Origin of the sequence: Feifania hominis, from assembly GCF_014384765.1 — a bacterium.
GTDB classification, from domain to species: domain Bacteria; phylum Bacillota; class Clostridia; order Oscillospirales; family Feifaniaceae; genus Feifania; species Feifania hominis.
The window spans coordinates 141,954-160,017 of sequence record NZ_JACRSP010000002.1; the positions used below are offsets into that span (position 1 = coordinate 141,954).

The following is an 18,064-nucleotide window of genomic DNA, read 5'->3' on the forward strand; positions in this document are numbered from 1 at the left end:
CCTCCCGCCGCCGGTTTTCCCTACTGAATCAATACGCTCATTATACCGGTTTTTGCGGCGAATGCAAAGCCTCCGGCTGTAGCCGGGCGATACCTCAAAAAGCCCCCGGTGTCTTGCGGCACCGGGGGCTTCGGCAATCACTCTCTATTCAATTTCCTTTTGCAAACTCAGATCCCACAGTAAAATAGAGCCGCTGTCGGTCTGGTCGAAGCTGAGCTCAATGGCTCCGATCTGTTTGAGATGCGCTTCATCGAACTCATCGAGCGGAATGCGAATCTCCCCAAGAGCAGACGGCTGCCCGTCGGCGGCGGTCATGCGAAGCGCCGCACGGCCCGAGAGCGTCACGCTCGAACGGGTCTTCTCCACATCGGTCAACGCGACACTGAAGCTCTGCTCCTGCGCCTTGTTGAGCGAGTCAGTGGGGTCGACCGCAAGCATCAGACTCAGGCTTTCGTAACCGGTGAGGTCCTGCTCCCCGGGGGGCAGGATCACGACCACCGTCGCGCCTTTCTGCTCCCAGCGGATGCGGTAGTACATGCGCTCCCCGCTGCCGGGACCGACAAAGCTGCCAGCCGTGTCTCGCGAGGCATCCTCGCTGTCGGTGACCACCTGAAGCGTTGCGAGATTTTTCATGATGTCCCCGTGCACCTTGCTCATCTTCTCGTCATCAAGGCCGGTCGGGTGTAAAATCAGCTTGCGTTTCGGCGAGACTACAAGACTCCTCGCCGGCATGCCATAGAGTTCATCCGGCTCTCTGACCGACATGCCGATGGGCACAAAGGTGTTGACACGGGTGAAAATGGTGTTGAAAAAGTCCGCTGCATAGTCGCCGAGAAAGCTCTGGTACCGGTCGGAGCCGTCGCTGCCGAGGCGGCTGTTGAAGTCGTAGGCACTGCCCTCTTCCAGCGTTGTGAGCACCGCAAAGCCGTCGCGCAGATTGTCGCCGGCGAGCTCCTCAAAGATGTCCATGCCGTCATAGTTTGCGCCGGACATGGGCGTGGCCGCCTCCAGAATCGCGGTGGGAACATCCAGCTTGCGCGTCTCGGCGGTAAAGGTGGTGTTCGGTGAGACCAGAAGCAGCCCGCGAAGCTTCACACCCACATTAGACAGCGTCATTTCGGCTGCGGAGAACAGGCCGGTCGCCGCCTCTCCGTGGCCGATCAGACCGAGGTTTTCAAAATCCAATCGGCCCGTGATATCCTTTGGAAAATTCGTCTCCTCCCCGGTCACGGCCCGCATGAGACGGTTGATGTGCTCCATGAGAATGGCGTTTTGCCGGTCATATTCGCCAAAGGCCGTGGCATATTGCGGCGCGATGTTGATTGACACAGCGGCGATGCCCCGCTCGGCAAGCGAGTTGAGCAGATTCTCGTAGCCGCCGTAGTAGCCGTTCGCCGTCTCCCCCTCGCCGCCGCGGGGAGCGGGATGCAGAACAAAGACCACCGGCACCCGCTCGGTACCCGCCGGCAGGGCGAGCTGCCCCTCGACGGGCAGTGTCACAGAGGCGTTGTTGCGGGGCTTCATGGTGAAGTCGTCGAATTTGTAGTCGATCAGCTCCACTTCACCCATGGGCAGCGCCGCGCCGCCTTCGGTCTGGGGCGGTGTGTCCGGCGTCGGATCGGGATCCATCTTGCGGTCGTGGTTGAGCGCAAGAACCACCACAATGACCGCGAGAATCACAATTGCCGCAATCACATAGAAGACCGGTTTTTTGTAAAACGGTTTTTTCGGGTTCATAGGATAACTTCCTCTCTTTGTAGTCGATGAAGCTAGTCTTCCCGAAAAGAGCCGCCGCTATGAATTTTTCAATGAAAAGCCCCGGCTGCGAGCCGGGGCTTTTTTCAGGTTTGTGAAAAGAGCTTCTTCGCCGTTTGGTCAATCTCGCGCAACCGATCGGGAATGGCGATGTGCTGCGGGCACTTCGGCAGGCAGGCCTTGCAGTTGACACAGTGACTTGCCTGGTGCTCGGCGCCGAGTACGTCGTAGCCCGTCTCAAAGGCAATGGCGTTTTTGTTGATGCAATACTGGTTGTAGGTCGCAAAGACCCCCGGAATGTCGACGCCGGCCGGGCAGTCCATACAGTATCGGCAGCCCGTGCAGGGGATGGTGGAGGCGAGTTTGAAAGCGTGAAGCGCCTCGGCTATCACCTCACGCTCGCGTTCGGTGAGCGGGAAAAAGGCGTTCATGGTGGCGACGTTGTCCTGCACCTGCTCCATGTTCGACATGCCGCTGAGCACCGTCATCACATTCGGCAGAGACGCCGCGAATCGAATTGCCCAGGAGGCGGGGCTCGCCGATGGGTCTGCGGCCCGCAGAATCTGACAGGCGCTCTCGCTGAGAGTCGCAAGCGTACCGCCGCGAACCGGCTCCATCACCACAACAGGCAGACCATGATCGGTCAAAATCTCATACTGGCGCGCGGCATTTTGAAGCTCCCAGTCGAGGTAATTCAGCTGAATCTGGGCAAAATCCCACTCGTGTTCCTCCACAATGCGGGTGAGAAGCTCGGGCCGGTCGTGAAAGGAAAAGCCAAGATGGCGGATTTTTCCCTCTTTTTTCTTGCGGCTCATAAACTCATAAATTCCCGTGCGGCGCAGAATATCATAGTAGTCGACATTCAAATTGTGGGCCAGATAAAAATCGAAGTAATCGACCCTGCACTTCTCGAGCTGCTCGTTGAAGATCCGCTCGAGATCGGCCTCGCTTTTGACAAGCCAGGTGGGCATCTTGCTGGCAAGGTGGTAGCTGTCACGCGGGTGGCGCGAGAGCGTCCGCCCGACGAACCGCTCGGACTCGCCTCTGTGGTAGGGGTAGGCGGTGTCAAAATAGTTGACTCCGTTTTCAATGGCATAGTCAAACATCCTCGTGGCAAGAGCCTCGTCGATGTCGGTGGGATCCTCGCTCCTCTGGGGCAGGCGCATGCTGCCGAAACCGAGCAGCGACAACTCCTCTGCGCCTGCGGCGAAAATGCGTTTCTCCATTCTCACAGCCTCCTTCTGCGTTTTGTGTAGTTTCAGTATAGCGGCAGGGAGGAAAAAACGCAATCTTATACCGGCTCTTACACCCGCGCATGGTGGAAAATTTTCAGGGTAATTTTGATGAAGATTGACGGAACGAAAAAATTTTCGCAGATGAATAAAATTTTCACAAACAGATGCGAACCTGTGTTATAATGGGCATAGGCCCAATAAAAACAAGTGCCTGCCGGGCGCTGCAGCAGCCTGTCTGACGCACGGCGGCATCTCGGATACAAGGGGGAATCACCATGCTCGAACTGCAACAGCTCACCTGGACCGCCCCGGAGGGCGGCCAGATTGTCAGGGGTGTGAACCTGACCATACCCGACGGCAAGCTCACCGCCATCACCGGTCCAAACGGGGGCGGCAAGACGACGCTTGCCAAACTCATCGCCGGGCTTCTTACGCCCGACTCGGGAAAAATTCTTCTGGATGGAGAGGACATCACCGCGCTCGACGTGACCGAGCGTGCGCAGCGCGGTGTCAGCTACGCCTTTCAGCAGCCGGTGCGCTTTAAGGGGCTGACCGTGCGCGACCTTGTCGAGCTCGCCGCAGGGGACAAGCTCCCTGAGCAATCTCTCTGCGACATGCTCAGTAAGGTCGGACTCTGCGCGCGCGAATACATTGACCGCGAGGTAAACGCCAGTCTCTCGGGCGGCGAGATCAAACGAATAGAAATTGCGACCGTTCTCGCCCGCCACACCCGCCTGAGCGTCTTTGACGAACCCGAGGCCGGCATCGATCTGTGGAGCTTTACCAATCTGATTGATGTGTTTCGCGAGATGCGCCAAAAGCTCGACGGCTCTCTCGTGGTCATCTCGCACCAGGAGCGCATTCTCTCAATCGCCGATGAGATCGTCGTGATTGCCGACGGCCGGATTCAAAACGCCGGAGCGCGCGAGGAGGTCCTCCCCTCTCTGCTCGCTGAGGGCGGAGCGTGCCCGGCCTGCCCCAAGGGGAGTAAGGGAGGTAGCTATGAATAACATTACGGAAAAACTGCTCGCCGCCGTGAGCGATTGGACAGGCTCTTTCAAAGGCGCTTTCAACATCCGCGAAGACGGCGGCTGCGCCGGCAGACGTTCGACCGAACACATCAAAATTGAACCCAAGACCGGCGAGCCAGGCCTCGACATTCGCATTCTGCCGGGCACCAGGGGAGAGAGCGTCTCCATCCCCGCCTGTGTCACCCACGGAAATGTGGACGATCTGGTCTACAACGACTTCTTTGTCGGCGAGGGCGCCGACGTGACCATTGTGGCCGGCTGCGGCGTCCACACCGAAGACGGAGAGCCCGCGCGCCACAACGGCATTCACCGCTTTTTCCTCGGGAAGAACTCCCATGTGGTGTATCTGGAAAAACACCTGGGAACCGGTTCGGGCAGCGGCCTGCGCTCGATCGACCCCGTGACGGAGGTTACGCTCGCCGAGGGGGCCGTGCTCGAGATGGACACCTCTCAAATCGGCGGCGTCGACCGCACCACCCGCAAGATGAGCGCCTCGCTCGGCCCGCGGGCTAGGCTGATCATCCACGAACGGCTCCTCACCGAAGCGGATCAGACCGCCGAGACCGACTTTGTCGTCACCCTCGATGGGGAGGACTCCGGCGTCGATCTCATCTCGCGCTCTGTGGCGCGGGGCCGGTCAAAGCAGCACTATCGCTCGGTGATCTACGGCAATGCCCGCTGCACCGGCCACTCCGAATGCGATGCGATCATCGCCGACGACGGGCAGGTTTCCGCCGCCCCCGAGCTGACCGCGAACCACCCCGACGCCGCCCTCATCCACGAGGCGGCCATCGGCAAAATCGCCGGCGAGCAGATTTTAAAGCTGCGCACACTCGGGCTCACCGAGCAGCAGGCTGAGGAGAAGATCGTCGCAGGATTTCTGAAGTGATTCAGAGTGCAATACAGGCGTTAAAGCCCCGCCGGCCGGCGGGGCTTTTTGTTTTGTTCAGCGGTGCGGCCAAAGAGAACCGATCTTCCTTTTGGGTCGTTTATGCTTTCAGGCGCGGGCGGCTGTGAAAGACTTTTTTGCGAAGAATGTTGGTGATGACAACCATGGGACCCGCGAGCAGAAACCAGAAAAAGGAGTACTTGACGCACACCTGGCCCATCAGATTTCCGCGTTCGCGGGAGTAGTCCCACACATGCCAGTGGGCCAGTCTGTTGACCAGCACGCCGACGGTGAATTCAATGGAGGTGACAATGGCGCAGCCCGCCAGGCACTTCTTCCACATCTTGATTTTTCGAAAAGCGACATTGAAGCGGTACATCAGAAGCGTGCACAATCCGCCCGTCAGTGTCATGGTCCAGTGAGTGAATCCGCGCCAGCCGATCTCCATGAGACTGTAGACGACCGCGCCCAGGCCAAAGACGCCTGCGCTCTCCTTTTTGGTGACAAGTTGTTTTTTCATGGCTTTCCCTCCGTTGTTACTCGCCTTAGCTTTTGCAGAAATTGGGCCGATTATGAGGCGGCCGTGCGCAGAAACTAAGCGCGCAGCATAAAAATAAGGAGGCGATGGTCATCAAAGGTGATCCGCTTGACAATAAGCCGGAGCTGCCAGCCGGCCTCTCAATGGCCCTGGCGCAGAACCTGTCAGCGCTCGATCGGTTTTCCTCGCTGAGCGCTGCACAGAAAAGCGCACTCATCGAGCGCACCCACTCAGTCGAGTCAAAAACGCAGATGCGGGATCTGGTGCGGCAGCTCGGCGAGGGCGGCCTGACGCTGTGATAAGAGAGGGCGAAATCCCCTCTTCTTTCTGCTCAGGTGCTATAAAACGCAATAATGGAAGGCCGGGGTATGAGCCCCGGCCTCTTCTCTTTGAACGAGATCTCCCCTTTTGTCATAAACTGATTGCGACTACGATTTTTGACGGGAAGTGATGACTTTGTTCCATCCATGCTGTCTGCCGCCCTGTCCTGAGCATCCTCCCACCGGCGGCACGGGAGTGACCGGTCCCACAGGGCCGCGTGGGAAACAGGCCCCATTGGCCCCACGGGGCCTACCGGCGCCACGGGTCCGACGGGAGCGACCGGTGCCACGGGGCCGCAAGGACCACAGGGAATTCAGGGGGATCCCGGGCCGCAGGGGCCACAAGGGCCACAGGGACCGCAGGGACCCGCAGGGCCAATGGGCGACCGCGGTGAGCCCGGCACTCCGGGGTCTGCCGGACCCATCGGCCCCACTGGCCCACAGGGGGAGGCAGGTGCTGCCGGCCCGATGGGCCCGCAGGGCAACCCGGGTCCCACCGGCTCAACTGGACCCACCGGGCCAAGCGGCGCAACCGGCACAACCGGGCCGCAGGGGCCTTACGGTCCGACCGGTCCCACTGGCCCTACCGGCCCCACTGGTCCCACGGGACCCACCGGCCCCGCCGGACGTGATGGGGTCGTGGGCCGGGATATATACGCCTCCTTTGTCAACTTTGGCGCGCTGTATCCCAATGGAACTCTCATCCCCATGGGAATTGGCATCGGGGATCCCACGGGCAATATCACGCTTGACGACGCCCAGCATGTCGCACTGGAGCCTGGAATCTATTCCATTGAGTATCAGGTCTCTGCACTTCTGGCCAATTCTTCTTATATGCAGATTACCCCCTTTTATAACGGTGCCACTCATATAGAGTACGGAATCTACTTCATGACCGGTTCCGATCATTCCAGCGCTTTCGGATCGGTCTCATTTTTAGTCGACGTGCCGACCCGCACGCTTTTCAGCCTCACTTTTAACAGCCCCGTTCGCGCCACTGCGGGCACTCTCACCATGGTGATTTTTAAGCTGAATGAATGACAGCGCCTGATACGCAACAGAGAATTGTTCTCTTGGCCGCCCCACATTCACCGGACCCATTTTGACCTTGTCTGCGCCTTTGTGCTATACTGTGGGTGACAACAGGAAGTGAGGTGTGCGCCATGCCAAAAGCACCGAATCAGAAGCTCAAGCTTCTGCACCTGATGCAGATTCTGCTTGAGCAGACTGACGAGAACCACGCGCTTTCCATCTCAGACATCATCGATAAACTCGCCCGCTGCGGTATCACCGCCGAACGCAAGAGCCTCTACGACGATCTGGAGGCTCTGCGCGCTTTCGGGCTTGACATTGAGACCGTTAAGAGCCGCAGCGTCGGCTACTACATCGCCAGCCGCTCCTTTGAGCCGCCCGAGCTCAAGCTGCTTGTCGATGCGGTACAGAGCTGTAAATTCATTACGGCGAAGAAGTCAGCCGAACTCATCAAAAAAATTGAGAGCCTCACGAGCGTCCATGAGGCCCGTCTGCTCCAGCGTCAGGTCTATGTGCAGAATCGTGTCAAGACCATGAACGAGAGCGTCTACTACAACATCGACACCATCCATTCGGCGATTTCCGCAGGGTGCAAAATCCGCTTTCAGTACGTGGAGTGGACAGTCGAGAAGAACAGCCGCCCCCGGCGAGGCGGCAGGTTTTATGAGGTGAGTCCCTACGCCCTGGTGTGGGACGACGAATTTTACTATCTCGTGGCATTTGAGACCGAGAGCGCGTCCGTGCGCCACTACCGTGTCGACAAGATGAAAGCCATCAGCGTGACACAGACGGCCCGCGACGGCGCGCATCACTTTGCCGATCTCGATATGGCCCTGTATGCGCGCAGAATGTTCGGCATGTGGCACGCAGAGGATCAGGTTGTCCGCCTGCGCTTTGCAAACAGACTTGTGGGCGTTGTCATCGACCGCTTCGGGCGGGATATTCCCATTGTTCCGGACGGGGACGACCGCTTCACGGTCACGCTTACACTTGCGACAAGTCCCCAGTTTTTCGCGTGGATCATGGGCTTTGGCAGCGAGGCTGAAATTCTCTCCCCGCCGACAGTTCGCCAGGCCCTGGCCAACCAGCTCGAGCAGATCGCCGCTCTCTACCGGTAGAAAGGAGCCATGCCATGCGATTCCCCCTTGTCAACACCAGTCTTTATACGGAGCCATTTCTGCGCGAGTTCAGCCGGTGGACTCTGCGCCCGCTGTTTCGCACGGGCTGCGTTCTCTTGGGAACTCTCACGCTGCTCGGCGGAATTTTACTGCTGATTTGGTATGAGCACCGCCACCGTGCTCTATGCCTGTTTCTGCTCGCCGCCAGCGTCTATTTCTGGTGGCAGCTCTTCAGCGCTCCAAAGCGTCTGGCAGCCCGCCGGTATCACAGCGATCTCGACCTCTACCATGAGCCCGTAACGGCTGTGACTGCGTTTTCCCCCGACGGTTTCACCCATAAGAACCTCCAGTCCGGCGGCATGGTCACCTTGGCATACCGTCAGATCCGCCGGGTGGTGCAGACCCGCAGCATGGTCATTCTCCTGCTTGAAAAACACATGGCCATTCCCCTGGCGCGTGACGGTTTTGGCGGTGAGAGCTGCGCGTCTTTTCTCGCCTTTCTTCACGACCGGCGCGCCGATCTCAAAATCAAATTCTGAATGACTTTTGGCTCCTGCGCCATACTAACGGCGAGGAGCTGATTTTTTTATGTTCGACAGTATCATTGTCGGCGGCGGCTGTGCAGGGCTCACTGCTGCCATCTATCTCATCCGCGCAGGCTGGCGGCCTGTCGTCTACGAAGCCGCCGTGACCGGCGGGCAGATCGCCGTGAGCGCCGAGGTGGAAAACTACCCGGGGTTCGTCAAGATCTCCGGACCCGAGCTCGCGGGCAAAATTGCCGATCAGGCACGAGAGCTTGGCGTCGAGATCCGCTATGAGCCCGTGACGGCGCTCGAAGTCCGTGAGGGTGAAAACAGTGTCATTACACCCTCCGGTATCGAACATGGCCGCACGCTCATTCTCGCGCTCGGCGCAGTCCGCCGCAAGCTGAGCTGTCCCGGCGAAGATCGTCTGACGGGCGCCGGCGTCAGCTATTGCGCCACTTGCGACGGCGCTTTTTTCAAGGGCAAAAAAGTTCTGGTTGTCGGCGGTGGCAATACGGCGCTCGAGGACGCGCTCTTTTTGTCCAATGTGGCGTCAGACGTGTTTCTTGTACACCGGCGGGATCGCTTCACCGCCGACCGCATTCTCACACAGGCGGTGACGGCACGCTCGAACATCGCTCTGCTGCTCGACAGCGAGGTGACTGAAATACTCGGGGAGACCGCCGTCAGCGCCGCCCGGATTCAAAACCGCATCACCGGCGAGACCCGGCAGCTCGACGTTTCGGGCGTCTTCATCGCGGTGGGTCTCATTCCCCAAAACGGCATTGCCGAGGGGCAGCTGCCGCTCGACAGCCGCGGCTATTTTGACGCCGGCGAGGACTGCGCGACATCCACTGCCGGCGTCTTTGTCGCGGGTGACTGCCGGCGCAAACCGCTGCGGCAAATACTCACCGCAGCATCGGATGGCGCTGTGGCCGGTTGGGCCGCGGCCGGCTGGCTCAACGAACACTGAATACAGATAAAGAGGGCGGCCATCACTGGCCGCCCTCTTATTTACTCGGCGGTAAATCCGGCGAAGACCTCGCCAATGTTCTCTGTGAGCAGCAGGTCGGCCTCGCGGTCGTAGGGTGTGGGGGTGCGGTTGATCAATACGAGCGGGCCGCCCCTGTAATAGCGCAGCAGTCCCGCCGCCGGATAGACCGAAAGCGACGTGCCGCCGACAATGAGCAGATCCGCTCTCTCAATGGCCTTTACGGCCGCGTTTAACACAGCGCTGTCAAGCGGCTCCTCATAGAGCACCACATCCGGCTTGATGGTGCCCCCGCAGGGGCAGAGCGGCACCGGTGCTTCGCGCAAAATGGTGTCGAGCCCGAAAGAGCGCCCGCAGCGCATGCAGTGGTTGCGGTGGATGGAGCCGTGCAGCTCATAGACCGCTCTGCTGCCGGCGAGCTGGTGCAGCCCGTCGATATTCTGTGTGATGACTGCCCGAAGCCGCCCGGCGCGCTCGAGCGCCGCGAGTGCGCGGTGAGCCGCGTTCGGCCGGGCATCCGGAAAGACCATATGCTCCCGGTAGAAACGAAAAAACTGCTCCGGATGGCTCAGAAAAAAACTGTGGCTGACAATGGTCTCGGGCGGTATTTCGCTGCGCATCCGATAGAGGCCTCCTGCGCCCCGAAAATCCGGGATACCACTCTCGGTGGAGACGCCCGCCCCGCCGAAGAAGACAATGTTCTGGCTGTTTTCAATCAGAGCCGCGAGCTTTTTATCCATAGCAGACGCTCCTCTCGTTGATTCTTCTATTAGCATATCATGTGTCGGCAGCATAGGCTATAGAGAATTAAGAAGCCGGGTGTGCAAACCCCTCCTGTTTGACACACCCGACTCTTAAAACAAACCGGCACGCCGCGCCGTTTTGCGGCGACGCGGCAATTGCCACTAAAAGCCCCACGCGGGTATCCCCTCCCGATTTGCCGCGAAGGAGCCTTTATGCTGATTGAAACAGGCTATAACCGAGACGCAGCGGTCGCCTATGCCCAGAAGTGGGCCTTTGGGCGAAACCCGCGCTATCTCGACTTTGAAGACCTCGGAGGCGACTGCACGAACTACGCCTCTCAGTGCATCTACGCCGGCTGCGGCGTAATGAATTACACGCCGGTCTACGGCTGGTTCTATGACAGCGCGAGCCGGCGGACCGCCTCCTGGACAGGCGTGGAATTCCTCTACAAATTTCTCGTGGGGAACCGCGATGTCGGCCCCTATGCCACGCAGACCACTCTGGATCAGCTGGAACCCGGCGACCTTGTTCAGCTCGGCGACGCCGGCGGGCATTTCTATCACAGTCCCGTCGTCGTATCGGTCGCCTACGGGGAGATCTATGTGGCCGCTCACACCTTTGACGCCTGGATGCGGCCCCTTTCGAGCTATCAATTTGCCCGCTCGCGACCTCTTCACATCATGGGGGCGCGCAAGTACGGCTGATCAGGACAAAAAATACTCCACGATTTCGTGGAAGTGGACCGGCGAGAGGTGATGAGCTGTGAAGATGCTGCTCATCCTCGCCACCACTTCCCGGCGCAGTGAGACATCATGCACAACGTGTATGGTCTCCTCTCCCGGCGTGGATCGCCGCGCACACAGGCTGTAGGTCTGGTAAACTCCCAGGTCGCTGCGGTAGCAGATCTCATGAAAGCTTCGATACACCCACTGACCGCAACATCGGTCTAGGTCCACCGGCTCATCCTCGCGAATGAGCTCATGCAATGTCACACCGAGACAGCGGGCGATCTTCTCAAGCGTCTTGGCAGTCGGATTTCCGCGGCCGCGCTCCAAAACTCTCAAATGTGCGGGACTGATTTCGGCCATATTCGCAAATTGTTCCTGGGTGTAGTGTTTCCTCTCCCGACATCGTCTGATATTGCGGCCAATACACTCCGTTAACATGCAACCATTACCCCTTTCTCTCAAGATATTAGGGATAATTTTCCACACAGACAAGACTATATATCATCGTTTTGTCTGGATTTCGGAATTTTTGTCACCTTTTCTGCAGCAGAACAATTCAGGGAAGATACACCTTTTCTGTGGCCATTTTTTCAGTATACAATTCCATTCATTATATTTTATATTTTTTCTTGTACAAACTCTCTCTCCCGTTCAAAGAATTCATTTCACATTTTGTAGTATAATTTTCCAGCTTTTGGTTGGGTATTTGTACTGCAAAATTATACCATGATTCGAGTGTTTTTCAAGTCTATTATACATATTTTTACATTTCTGCGGAGAATCGTCCGTTTGTCATGTCCGCGGGTCACGCACTCTGGAAACAATAACCATAGTCCGTTTTATGGGACAACTACTCTGTTAGAATAGAACCATAGAGAGAGCGATCATTCAAAATTCTAAATAGTCTTATTATTAAGAATCTTTCTTAAAAATCTCTTTACAGTTCCCCTGACCAGGTGTTATGATGAAAAGAGACTGTGCAACACATCATAACACAGATTATCGCCGTAGGAGCGTTCAGCGATGATCCTACGGCAGGTCAGGAGGCTACTATGGAACCCATTGACAGAATCCTCATGATGCTTCGAGAGCGCAAAGTGGACCAGCAGGACTTTGCCAAAGCCATCGGCGTGCGCAAGCAGACGGTCAGCGAATGGAAATCCGGCAAGACCAAATCCTATCTCAAGTACATCAACCAGATCGCCGAGTACTTTGACGTCTCGGTCGACTATCTGCTCGGCGCATCAAAAAAGAGCCGCCCCGGTGAGGACGACGAGCTCATCGAGTATCTTGAACAACTGAAAAACAGGCCAGAGATGCGCATGCTCTTCAATATTTCCAAGGATGCAACCAAGGAGGATGTGGAAAAGGCAGTCCGGATCATCGAGGCCTTACGAAAGTAGTGATGCCGTGTGGACTGCGATATTTTTATTCGCTATCTCTCCATGCCCGCCTGTGTCTATGGGGTGACTGTCCCCAATGAGGACGGCACGTTTGACGTGTATATCAACTGTGACGTCTGTCAGGCCAAGCAGCGCGCCACTCTGCGCCACGAGCTCTGCCACATTCGGCGCAACCACTTCTACGACAGCGAACCCGTCGTTGTCAATGAGCTGAGCGCCTGTACCGACAGCGCTCAGGAACTTCTGCCTGACGTCTATTGACAAAAAAGAGCGCCGCCCCTGTGGGCGGCGCTCTTTTTCTCTTTTGGTTTAGCCGACAACCTGCACGTTGACCGCGCGGACTTTGCCGTTGCTTCTCGAGTCAACCTCGGTATCAAAGGTGACTTTCTGGCCCTCGGTGAGGGTTTTGAAGCCGTCGGCAACGATGGCCGAGAAGTGCACAAAGACATCCTCGCCGCCCTCGTCGTTGGAGATAAAGCCATAGCCTTTCTCAGCGTTAAACCATTTTACAGTTCCGTTCATGTTGTAGTCCTCCAGATAAAATATTTATTCAAGGTCAAAAAAAAGTCACATATTTTTGTAAATCATTCTCGGGCCAAATGACTTACAAAAATATGTGAAATCTATCGTACCTTTTGAATATGGGTGTAGTATACCACTGCGGTGACCGCCTGTCAAGGGGTGTGTGCCGCCAAATTTTGGTTCACTGCGGTTTGAATTTCTCAAATATCGACGAGTAGTAACTCTGCGCCTCATGCGCATGCAGAGAAAACACGACTGGCAGACGGCAGTCACCGACATGAATCGGTATGCCGACATGGCGGTAACCCCACAGCGCGGGCGGTACCTTGGTGACCATGTCGTTGCCATTTTCCACGCGAAGCGTCTTGAACACCCGCTTGTCATAGGATTTTGCAAAAGCGCGGTTGCCCACCCGCGGGCAGCCGAAGAGCATAACCTCAAAGTCTTTCTCGGGGAAGTTGTACTGCAGATCGACCGCGCAGAGAACCGACAGCGCTGCGCCGTAGGAGTGGCCGCAGATGCGCACCTTGCGCACCGAGGGCGTGACGAGACTTTGGATGCGTCCACGCACCGTAGGGCACTTGTAGGCGTTGAGAAAGCCCGTATGCACACGAATTTTTGACGACTCATTTCCGTAGGGAATGCACCGCTTCCAGAATGTCAGATCGGTTCGCCAGTCGCGCAGAGAATTCGTCCCTCGAAAGGAGATGAGAAGCTCCTCTCCTCTGCGGCGCAGATAACACTGCACGCCGGTCGCTGAGTCGTCGATTACCGTGAGATGATCGCCGGGAAATCTCGTCTGGATATGGTGGTATGCAAGCGCCGATAGCTCGAGCGATTCCACTACGTCATGGGTTGTCATCGATCTTCCCCCTCCCCGTTCTTCTTTTCAGTATATGCCAATAGCCGTCGTGGGTTCCAAGAGAGCGGTCTCAAAAACGCTGCGCCGGGGACAGCCGATCTTTTCTCACCGGCAAAAAAGCGGCGGCCGCCTGGAGCGGTCGCCGCTTGCAAAAAATCCATATTCTATGCGCGAACGCTCTCCTCCCGGGGCAGAGCATCCGCCCAGGAGAGCTGTTCCATACCGTCAGCCGAGGCCTCGGCGATGAGATGATCCCAGGGCCACTCGACCGGCAGATACTTTCGATAGAAGAGAAGCTGGCGGTCGACAACCGAGATTTCCTCACTGCCCTCGTCAAAGGCAATGACAAGCCCTCTTCCCTCGCGCCCTTTGACCTGCAGCTCCTCGAGCTTTTTGAGCACCACGCGAAGATTCTGCTTTGAAATGCGCGGTTCCCGCCGGCGGGTGATGCGGGTGAGCTCATCGAGGCCGATGCCGCGGATGAGCTGATCGTCCGGCGTCTCCAGAATGGCCTTCATGGCGTGGGCATAGATGCCGGTCGAGTCGCGGCGCGCACGAATACCCGCCGAGAGCACCTTGGCAAACTGCTGGTAGATGGCGTTGACCTGCCGCGCGTATTCCTCGGCGGCGCGTGTGTAACACTCCGGCTCGTCGAGCACCGTGACGCGCTCGCAGCGCTCAAAGATTCCCGCCTCGTCGAGCAGCAACAGCATCAGCTGCTGCAGAATGCCGACATTGCCGAAGCAGTCGTCGATCAACCTGTGGGCAATCTCCGGCGCGATGCGCACACGCAGTGCCTTTGTTCCCTTGTCGATCACCGCCATGAGATCCTTTCTCGACCAGTAGATGGTCTGCTCGATCATGCGCCCCGCGAGATCGGGATTCATAGAGATGAGCAGGTTGCTCTCCGTCCACACGCCGACAACCACGACGAAGCAACCGTAGTCCCACAGCGTCTTCAGGTCAAAGGCAAACAGCTGCCTCTGCGACTTTGAGAGATAGTGGAAATCCTCAATCACCAGTCTTCTGCCCGAGGCGGTGATGGTGTCGGCGACAAAGCGCGGATCGTCAATGTTGCGGCCCACAACCGCCGTGACCTCCGCCTCGCTGTGACCCGCATCTGCCCTGACTGCGCCTGACAGACTCAAAAGGCCCCGGCCGAGACCGGCCTGCGCATCGGCGTGGGCGGTGGTGCTGTCCTGCCGGGTCTGCTGAATGGTGAGCGCGACCCCGAGTTGGGAGAGGGCGTCGGTATAGATGTCCCCGACCGTCTTTCCGTAGCGGCACTGCACGGTGATGGCATCGGCAATGTTGTGCTTTCGAAGCCAGCTCTTGCCGCACTTTGACTCGCCGCAGAGCGCCAGGTGGGTCGGCCGCAGGAGGTAGCGCTCGAGCTTTCTGTCGAGCATGCCCCTGTCCACATAGGAGTCCTGCAGCACCTCATTCGAGATTCCGAATACCTGCTCGGTCTTCTTTCTGGCCACTTCGACGCCTCCCAACATCCGACCGTCCGTCAGCCGTATTGATTTCCATCGGCCACGCGCCCCCGCAAAAGGGACCGCCGCCGATTTCACGCAGATGGTCGTCTTTTCGTTGCCCCGCAGAGGGCGAGATACAGCCTGGCTCCCAGTAAAACAGCTGCTATGCGGTTATTTTACCATAACCGTATAGCCTTGTCGAGTTGGTGGCTTTTGGATTTCCGCCGGCAAAATGTGACAAACTGTTTACAAATACCCGCCTGCCGCGTGGTATAATCTCCTGCATAGAAAGGAAGTGGCCGTCATGAGACGCGTGATCAAGCGCGCTTCGCTGTCCGTGCTCGTGCTGTATCTTGTGTATGTGCTCACCGCGGGAGTGTTTTCCTATGCCTTTGTTCCCGGCGGCGGCGGCTCGCCGGATGAGAGCCTCGCACAGGCCGCTTTTCTGGCCCAGGGAGAGGGGCCCGATCGAGCTGTGCTGGTCGAGACGCCGCACGACGCCTTCTCCCGGCGCATAGAACTCATCCGCTCGGCCGATGACACGCTCGACTTCTGCTGCCACACCGCCAAGGCCGGCGAGACGGTCGACTGCCTGTTCGGCGAGATCTACCTCGCCGCTGAGCGCGGAGTCAAGGTGCGCATTCTCTTTGACGCAAAGGTCGGCGGCATGAGCGGGCCGCGTGCGGACATCCCGCTGGCGATGGCGGCTCACCCCAACATCGAGTACCGGGAATTCAACCCGCTGAATCCGCTCACACCGTGGAAATGGAATGTGGTGCTGCACGACAAATTTCTCATCGCCGACGGCGATGTGGCGATGCTTGGCGGGCGCAACATCGGCGATGAGTACTTTGATCCGCCCGGCTACAGCTCCCCGGTCACAAATGACCGCGATGTGATGGTCTTGCGCACAGGGCCGGGCGACAGCGTCATCGATGAACTCACCGCCTACATGAACACTCTCTTCAACCACCCGGATACGAGAGCCGTCACGGTGCCCGAGCGCCGCAGGGACGCGGCTCAGCGGCGTGCACAGCAGCTTCTTGATACTCTTGCCCACTGGCGTGGAGAATACCCCGAATACTTCATCCCCGCGACCGATGCGCTGACTGCGAGTGTTGCAACGGCAAAGATCTCTCTGATCTCAAATCCCGTCACCACCGACAAAAAGGAGCCGTCGCTCGCCCGTGCCGCCTACAGTGCACTGCTCACGGGAACCGACGTCCGCATCCAGTCGCCCTACTGCACGGCGAATTCCCGTACGCTCAGCGCTCTTGAGACTCTCTCACAGCGCGGCGAGGTGCGCATTCTGACCAACTCCACCGCCTCATCCCCCAATCCGCCTGCCTATTCAAACTATGTCACCCAGCGCGAAAAGTTTGTGGCAACCGGTACAAGGCTCTTTGAGTATCAGAGCGAAAATTCCATCCACGGCAAGTCGGCTCTCGTCGACGACAGGCTCAGCATTGTCGGATCGTTCAACCTCGATGACCGCAGCATGTTCATCGACACCGAGTCGGCGCTTGTCATTGACAGCCCTGCTTTCAACCGGCTGCTCAGCGCTGAATTTGACGCGCTCTTCCATCAGTGCGCCGAAGTGGGGGCGGACAACCGCTATCTCCCCGGCTCGGCTGAGATTCAGGTTCCCTGGACCAAGCGTCTGCTCATGTGGATTGTCTCGCTCTTCTCACGGCCGTTTCATTTTCTGATATAGAAAACCGCAGATCCCCGGCGAGAGACCCCCTTTCACGCAGAGAGGCCCCGGCCATATGGCCGGGGCCTCTCTGTTCGGCTACCCCTGAAGCCCGTTTTCCTGGCGCTCCATATTCTCCACGACCACATCGAAAATGTCGCCGAGCGAGGCGCCGTATTCCAGCAGCTTCCACGGCTCGTTGGTGTGAAAGTGGATTTTGATCAGATCCTCATCGCCAACGGCCAGCAGACAGTCGCCTTTCATGTTCTGTGTGATGTAATCGTGAATGGCATCCTCATTTAAGTTTTCTCCCTCAATCAAAAGCTGGGTGTCAAAGCGGTAGTCTAGCATGGTTACTCTCCTTTTTTCTCTCTCGGGCCAGTGACCCGTGTTCTCTGTAGTCTCAGTCACGCCGGTAGACGGGCTCAATGCCGCGGGTGATCCGCCAGCCAAAATCCGACTCCAGAGCGGCAAGGCGCACACGCCTGCCGTTCAGGTGGGGTCTGACCGTGCGCAGCAGAGCGCCGATGGCCGAGGGGCTCGACGGGCGCTCCAGCACAATCAGATAGTCGTCTGCACCGTCCGGCCGGCGTACCAGAAGCAGGTAGGCCCGTTTTGTCAGCGCGGCGCTCTCGAAGAGGGCGCGCATCTGCTCCATCAGCTTTGCGGCGCGGGCATCGGGGGCGCGGTAGAGAAGCTCCCGCTGCGCGAGTTCTTCCATCAGGCTTCGCCGCAGGGAAAGGCTGTCGCCGTAGGGGTTTAAAACCACTCCCTCGCAGCCGTTTCTCCCGCAGAGATACCGGAGGTCGTCAAAGCCGAGAATCAGGGCTCTGCGTCCCATTTTCTCACCTCGCGCCGACAGGCTTTCCCAGTCGGTGAACGCGGGCAGATAGACGTCGCCCTCGGCGTTTTGAAGTCCCGCCAACTGTATGGACGCGCGCTCGTCCCACTGCATGACGCCGTCGGTCCCCCGCCGCCCATTCGCAAGTTCTATGGGGCACAGAAGTCTCGCCGTTTTGAGATTTTCTACAAACAGATCTTCGAGCGCGCGGCCGTGGGATTCACCCATGGCTGCAATCTGTTGAACCAATTCCCTGTTTTCCACTGTTTGGGCCACTTCGTTCACAGCCTCGCCTCCTCTCTATTATCCTATTCACACGATTGTATTATAGCATACAAAAGAAAAAGAAGCGCCAGATGG

21 protein-coding genes and 1 pseudogene are annotated in these 18,064 nt (G+C 58.0%); 12 read left to right on the forward strand and 10 right to left on the reverse strand.

Annotated elements, in window-relative coordinates:
* Positions 1 to 144: 144 nt before the first annotated feature.
* A complete protein-coding gene (locus tag H8695_RS04145; protein WP_249299625.1) occupies positions 145 to 1,737 on the reverse strand; it encodes an alpha/beta hydrolase in 1,593 nt (530 codons plus the stop codon).
* 104 nt (positions 1,738 to 1,841) lie between these two features.
* A complete protein-coding gene (locus H8695_RS04150; protein ID WP_249299626.1) occupies positions 1,842 to 2,981 on the reverse strand; it encodes an aldo/keto reductase in 1,140 nt (379 codons plus the stop codon).
* Between the two features lie 284 nt (positions 2,982 to 3,265).
* Between H8695_RS04150 and H8695_RS04155 the strand changes: the two genes are divergently transcribed.
* Positions 3,266 to 4,000 carry an ABC transporter ATP-binding protein gene (locus tag H8695_RS04155; protein ID WP_249299627.1) on the forward strand — a complete coding sequence of 245 codons (735 nt, stop codon included), beginning with the start codon at positions 3,266 to 3,268 and terminating at the stop codon, positions 3,998 to 4,000.
* Positions 3,993 to 4,910, forward strand: coding sequence for a SufB/SufD family protein (locus H8695_RS04160; protein WP_249299628.1), 918 nt, complete (start codon positions 3,993 to 3,995; stop codon positions 4,908 to 4,910). The genes H8695_RS04155 and H8695_RS04160 overlap by 8 nt, the downstream gene beginning before the upstream one ends.
* A gap of 100 nt (positions 4,911 to 5,010) precedes the next feature.
* Here the strand turns inward: H8695_RS04160 and H8695_RS04165 are convergent, their stop codons facing one another.
* Complete coding sequence (locus tag H8695_RS04165; protein ID WP_249299629.1) at positions 5,011 to 5,430, reverse strand: putative ABC transporter permease; 420 nt, start codon at positions 5,428 to 5,430, stop codon at positions 5,011 to 5,013.
* Positions 5,431 to 5,534: 104 nt separating this feature from the next.
* Here H8695_RS04165 and H8695_RS04170 point away from each other — a divergent pair, with 104 nt between their 5' ends.
* The 6 genes and pseudogenes from H8695_RS04170 to H8695_RS04195 all read left to right on the forward strand — a co-directional run bounded on the left by H8695_RS04170 (position 5,535) and on the right by H8695_RS04195 (position 9,415).
* On the forward strand, positions 5,535 to 5,747 hold the full coding sequence (locus tag H8695_RS04170) for a hypothetical protein (RefSeq protein ID WP_249299630.1): 213 nt from the start codon (positions 5,535 to 5,537) through the stop codon (positions 5,745 to 5,747).
* A gap of 220 nt (positions 5,748 to 5,967) precedes the next feature.
* Positions 5,968 to 6,413: pseudogene (locus tag H8695_RS11695) on the forward strand (hypothetical protein); the annotation flags it as partial.
* Positions 6,414 to 6,476: 63 nt separating this feature from the next.
* Positions 6,477 to 6,809, forward strand: a complete 333-nt coding sequence (locus H8695_RS04180) for a hypothetical protein (RefSeq protein WP_249300276.1) — start codon at positions 6,477 to 6,479, stop codon at positions 6,807 to 6,809.
* Between the two features lie 122 nt (positions 6,810 to 6,931).
* The gene (locus H8695_RS04185; RefSeq protein ID WP_249299631.1) at positions 6,932 to 7,918 is read left to right on the forward strand and encodes a helix-turn-helix transcriptional regulator; all 987 of its coding nucleotides are present in this window, start codon (positions 6,932 to 6,934) and stop codon (positions 7,916 to 7,918) included.
* 14 nt (positions 7,919 to 7,932) lie between these two features.
* Positions 7,933 to 8,457, forward strand: a complete 525-nt coding sequence (locus tag H8695_RS04190) for a YcxB family protein (protein WP_249299632.1) — start codon at positions 7,933 to 7,935, stop codon at positions 8,455 to 8,457.
* 49 nt (positions 8,458 to 8,506) lie between these two features.
* Complete coding sequence (locus H8695_RS04195) at positions 8,507 to 9,415, forward strand: NAD(P)/FAD-dependent oxidoreductase (protein WP_249299633.1); 909 nt, start codon at positions 8,507 to 8,509, stop codon at positions 9,413 to 9,415.
* A gap of 41 nt (positions 9,416 to 9,456) precedes the next feature.
* Here the strand turns inward: H8695_RS04195 and H8695_RS04200 are convergent, their stop codons facing one another.
* A complete protein-coding gene (locus H8695_RS04200) occupies positions 9,457 to 10,173 on the reverse strand; it encodes an NAD-dependent protein deacylase (RefSeq protein WP_249299634.1) in 717 nt (238 codons plus the stop codon).
* Between the two features lie 216 nt (positions 10,174 to 10,389).
* Between H8695_RS04200 and H8695_RS04205 the strand changes: the two genes are divergently transcribed.
* Positions 10,390 to 10,881, forward strand: a complete 492-nt coding sequence (locus tag H8695_RS04205) for an amidase domain-containing protein (protein WP_249299635.1) — start codon at positions 10,390 to 10,392, stop codon at positions 10,879 to 10,881.
* Here the strand turns inward: H8695_RS04205 and H8695_RS04210 are convergent, their stop codons facing one another.
* The gene (locus H8695_RS04210) at positions 10,882 to 11,343 is read right to left on the reverse strand and encodes a helix-turn-helix domain-containing protein (RefSeq protein ID WP_283243596.1); all 462 of its coding nucleotides are present in this window, start codon (positions 11,341 to 11,343) and stop codon (positions 10,882 to 10,884) included. It abuts the gene before it with no gap.
* Between the two features lie 614 nt (positions 11,344 to 11,957).
* Here H8695_RS04210 and H8695_RS04215 point away from each other — a divergent pair.
* Both H8695_RS04215 and H8695_RS04220 read left to right on the forward strand, forming a co-directional pair.
* Positions 11,958 to 12,308, forward strand: coding sequence for a helix-turn-helix domain-containing protein (locus H8695_RS04215; protein WP_249299637.1), 351 nt, complete (start codon positions 11,958 to 11,960; stop codon positions 12,306 to 12,308).
* Between the two features lie 9 nt (positions 12,309 to 12,317).
* The gene (locus H8695_RS04220) at positions 12,318 to 12,569 is read left to right on the forward strand and encodes a putative metallopeptidase (protein WP_249299638.1); all 252 of its coding nucleotides are present in this window, start codon (positions 12,318 to 12,320) and stop codon (positions 12,567 to 12,569) included.
* 48 nt (positions 12,570 to 12,617) lie between these two features.
* Here H8695_RS04220 and H8695_RS04225 read toward each other — a convergent pair whose 3' ends face one another.
* From H8695_RS04225 to H8695_RS04235, 3 genes are all read right to left on the reverse strand, one after another.
* Positions 12,618 to 12,830 carry a cold-shock protein gene (locus H8695_RS04225; RefSeq protein WP_249299639.1) on the reverse strand — a complete coding sequence of 71 codons (213 nt, stop codon included), beginning with the start codon at positions 12,828 to 12,830 and terminating at the stop codon, positions 12,618 to 12,620.
* A 181-nt stretch (positions 12,831 to 13,011) separates the two neighbouring features.
* Positions 13,012 to 13,692, reverse strand: coding sequence for a lipase family protein (locus tag H8695_RS04230; protein WP_249299640.1), 681 nt, complete (start codon positions 13,690 to 13,692; stop codon positions 13,012 to 13,014).
* Between the two features lie 164 nt (positions 13,693 to 13,856).
* Positions 13,857 to 15,176: a hypothetical protein gene (locus tag H8695_RS04235; RefSeq protein ID WP_249299641.1), complete on the reverse strand. Its 1,320-nt coding sequence runs from the start codon at positions 15,174 to 15,176 to the stop codon at positions 13,857 to 13,859.
* Positions 15,177 to 15,474: 298 nt separating this feature from the next.
* On the opposite strand from H8695_RS04235, the gene H8695_RS04240 reads away from it, so the two are divergent.
* Positions 15,475 to 16,884, forward strand: coding sequence for a phospholipase D-like domain-containing protein (locus H8695_RS04240; protein WP_249299642.1), 1,410 nt, complete (start codon positions 15,475 to 15,477; stop codon positions 16,882 to 16,884).
* 78 nt (positions 16,885 to 16,962) lie between these two features.
* On the opposite strand, the gene H8695_RS04245 is transcribed toward H8695_RS04240, so the two are convergent.
* The gene (locus H8695_RS04245) at positions 16,963 to 17,214 is read right to left on the reverse strand and encodes a kinase to dihydroxyacetone kinase (protein ID WP_249299643.1); all 252 of its coding nucleotides are present in this window, start codon (positions 17,212 to 17,214) and stop codon (positions 16,963 to 16,965) included.
* Positions 17,215 to 17,266: 52 nt separating this feature from the next.
* Entirely contained in the window at positions 17,267 to 17,989 is a 723-nt protein-coding gene (locus tag H8695_RS04250) for an enhanced serine sensitivity protein SseB C-terminal domain-containing protein (protein ID WP_249299644.1), read from the reverse strand.
* Positions 17,990 to 18,064: the final 75 nt, after the last annotated feature.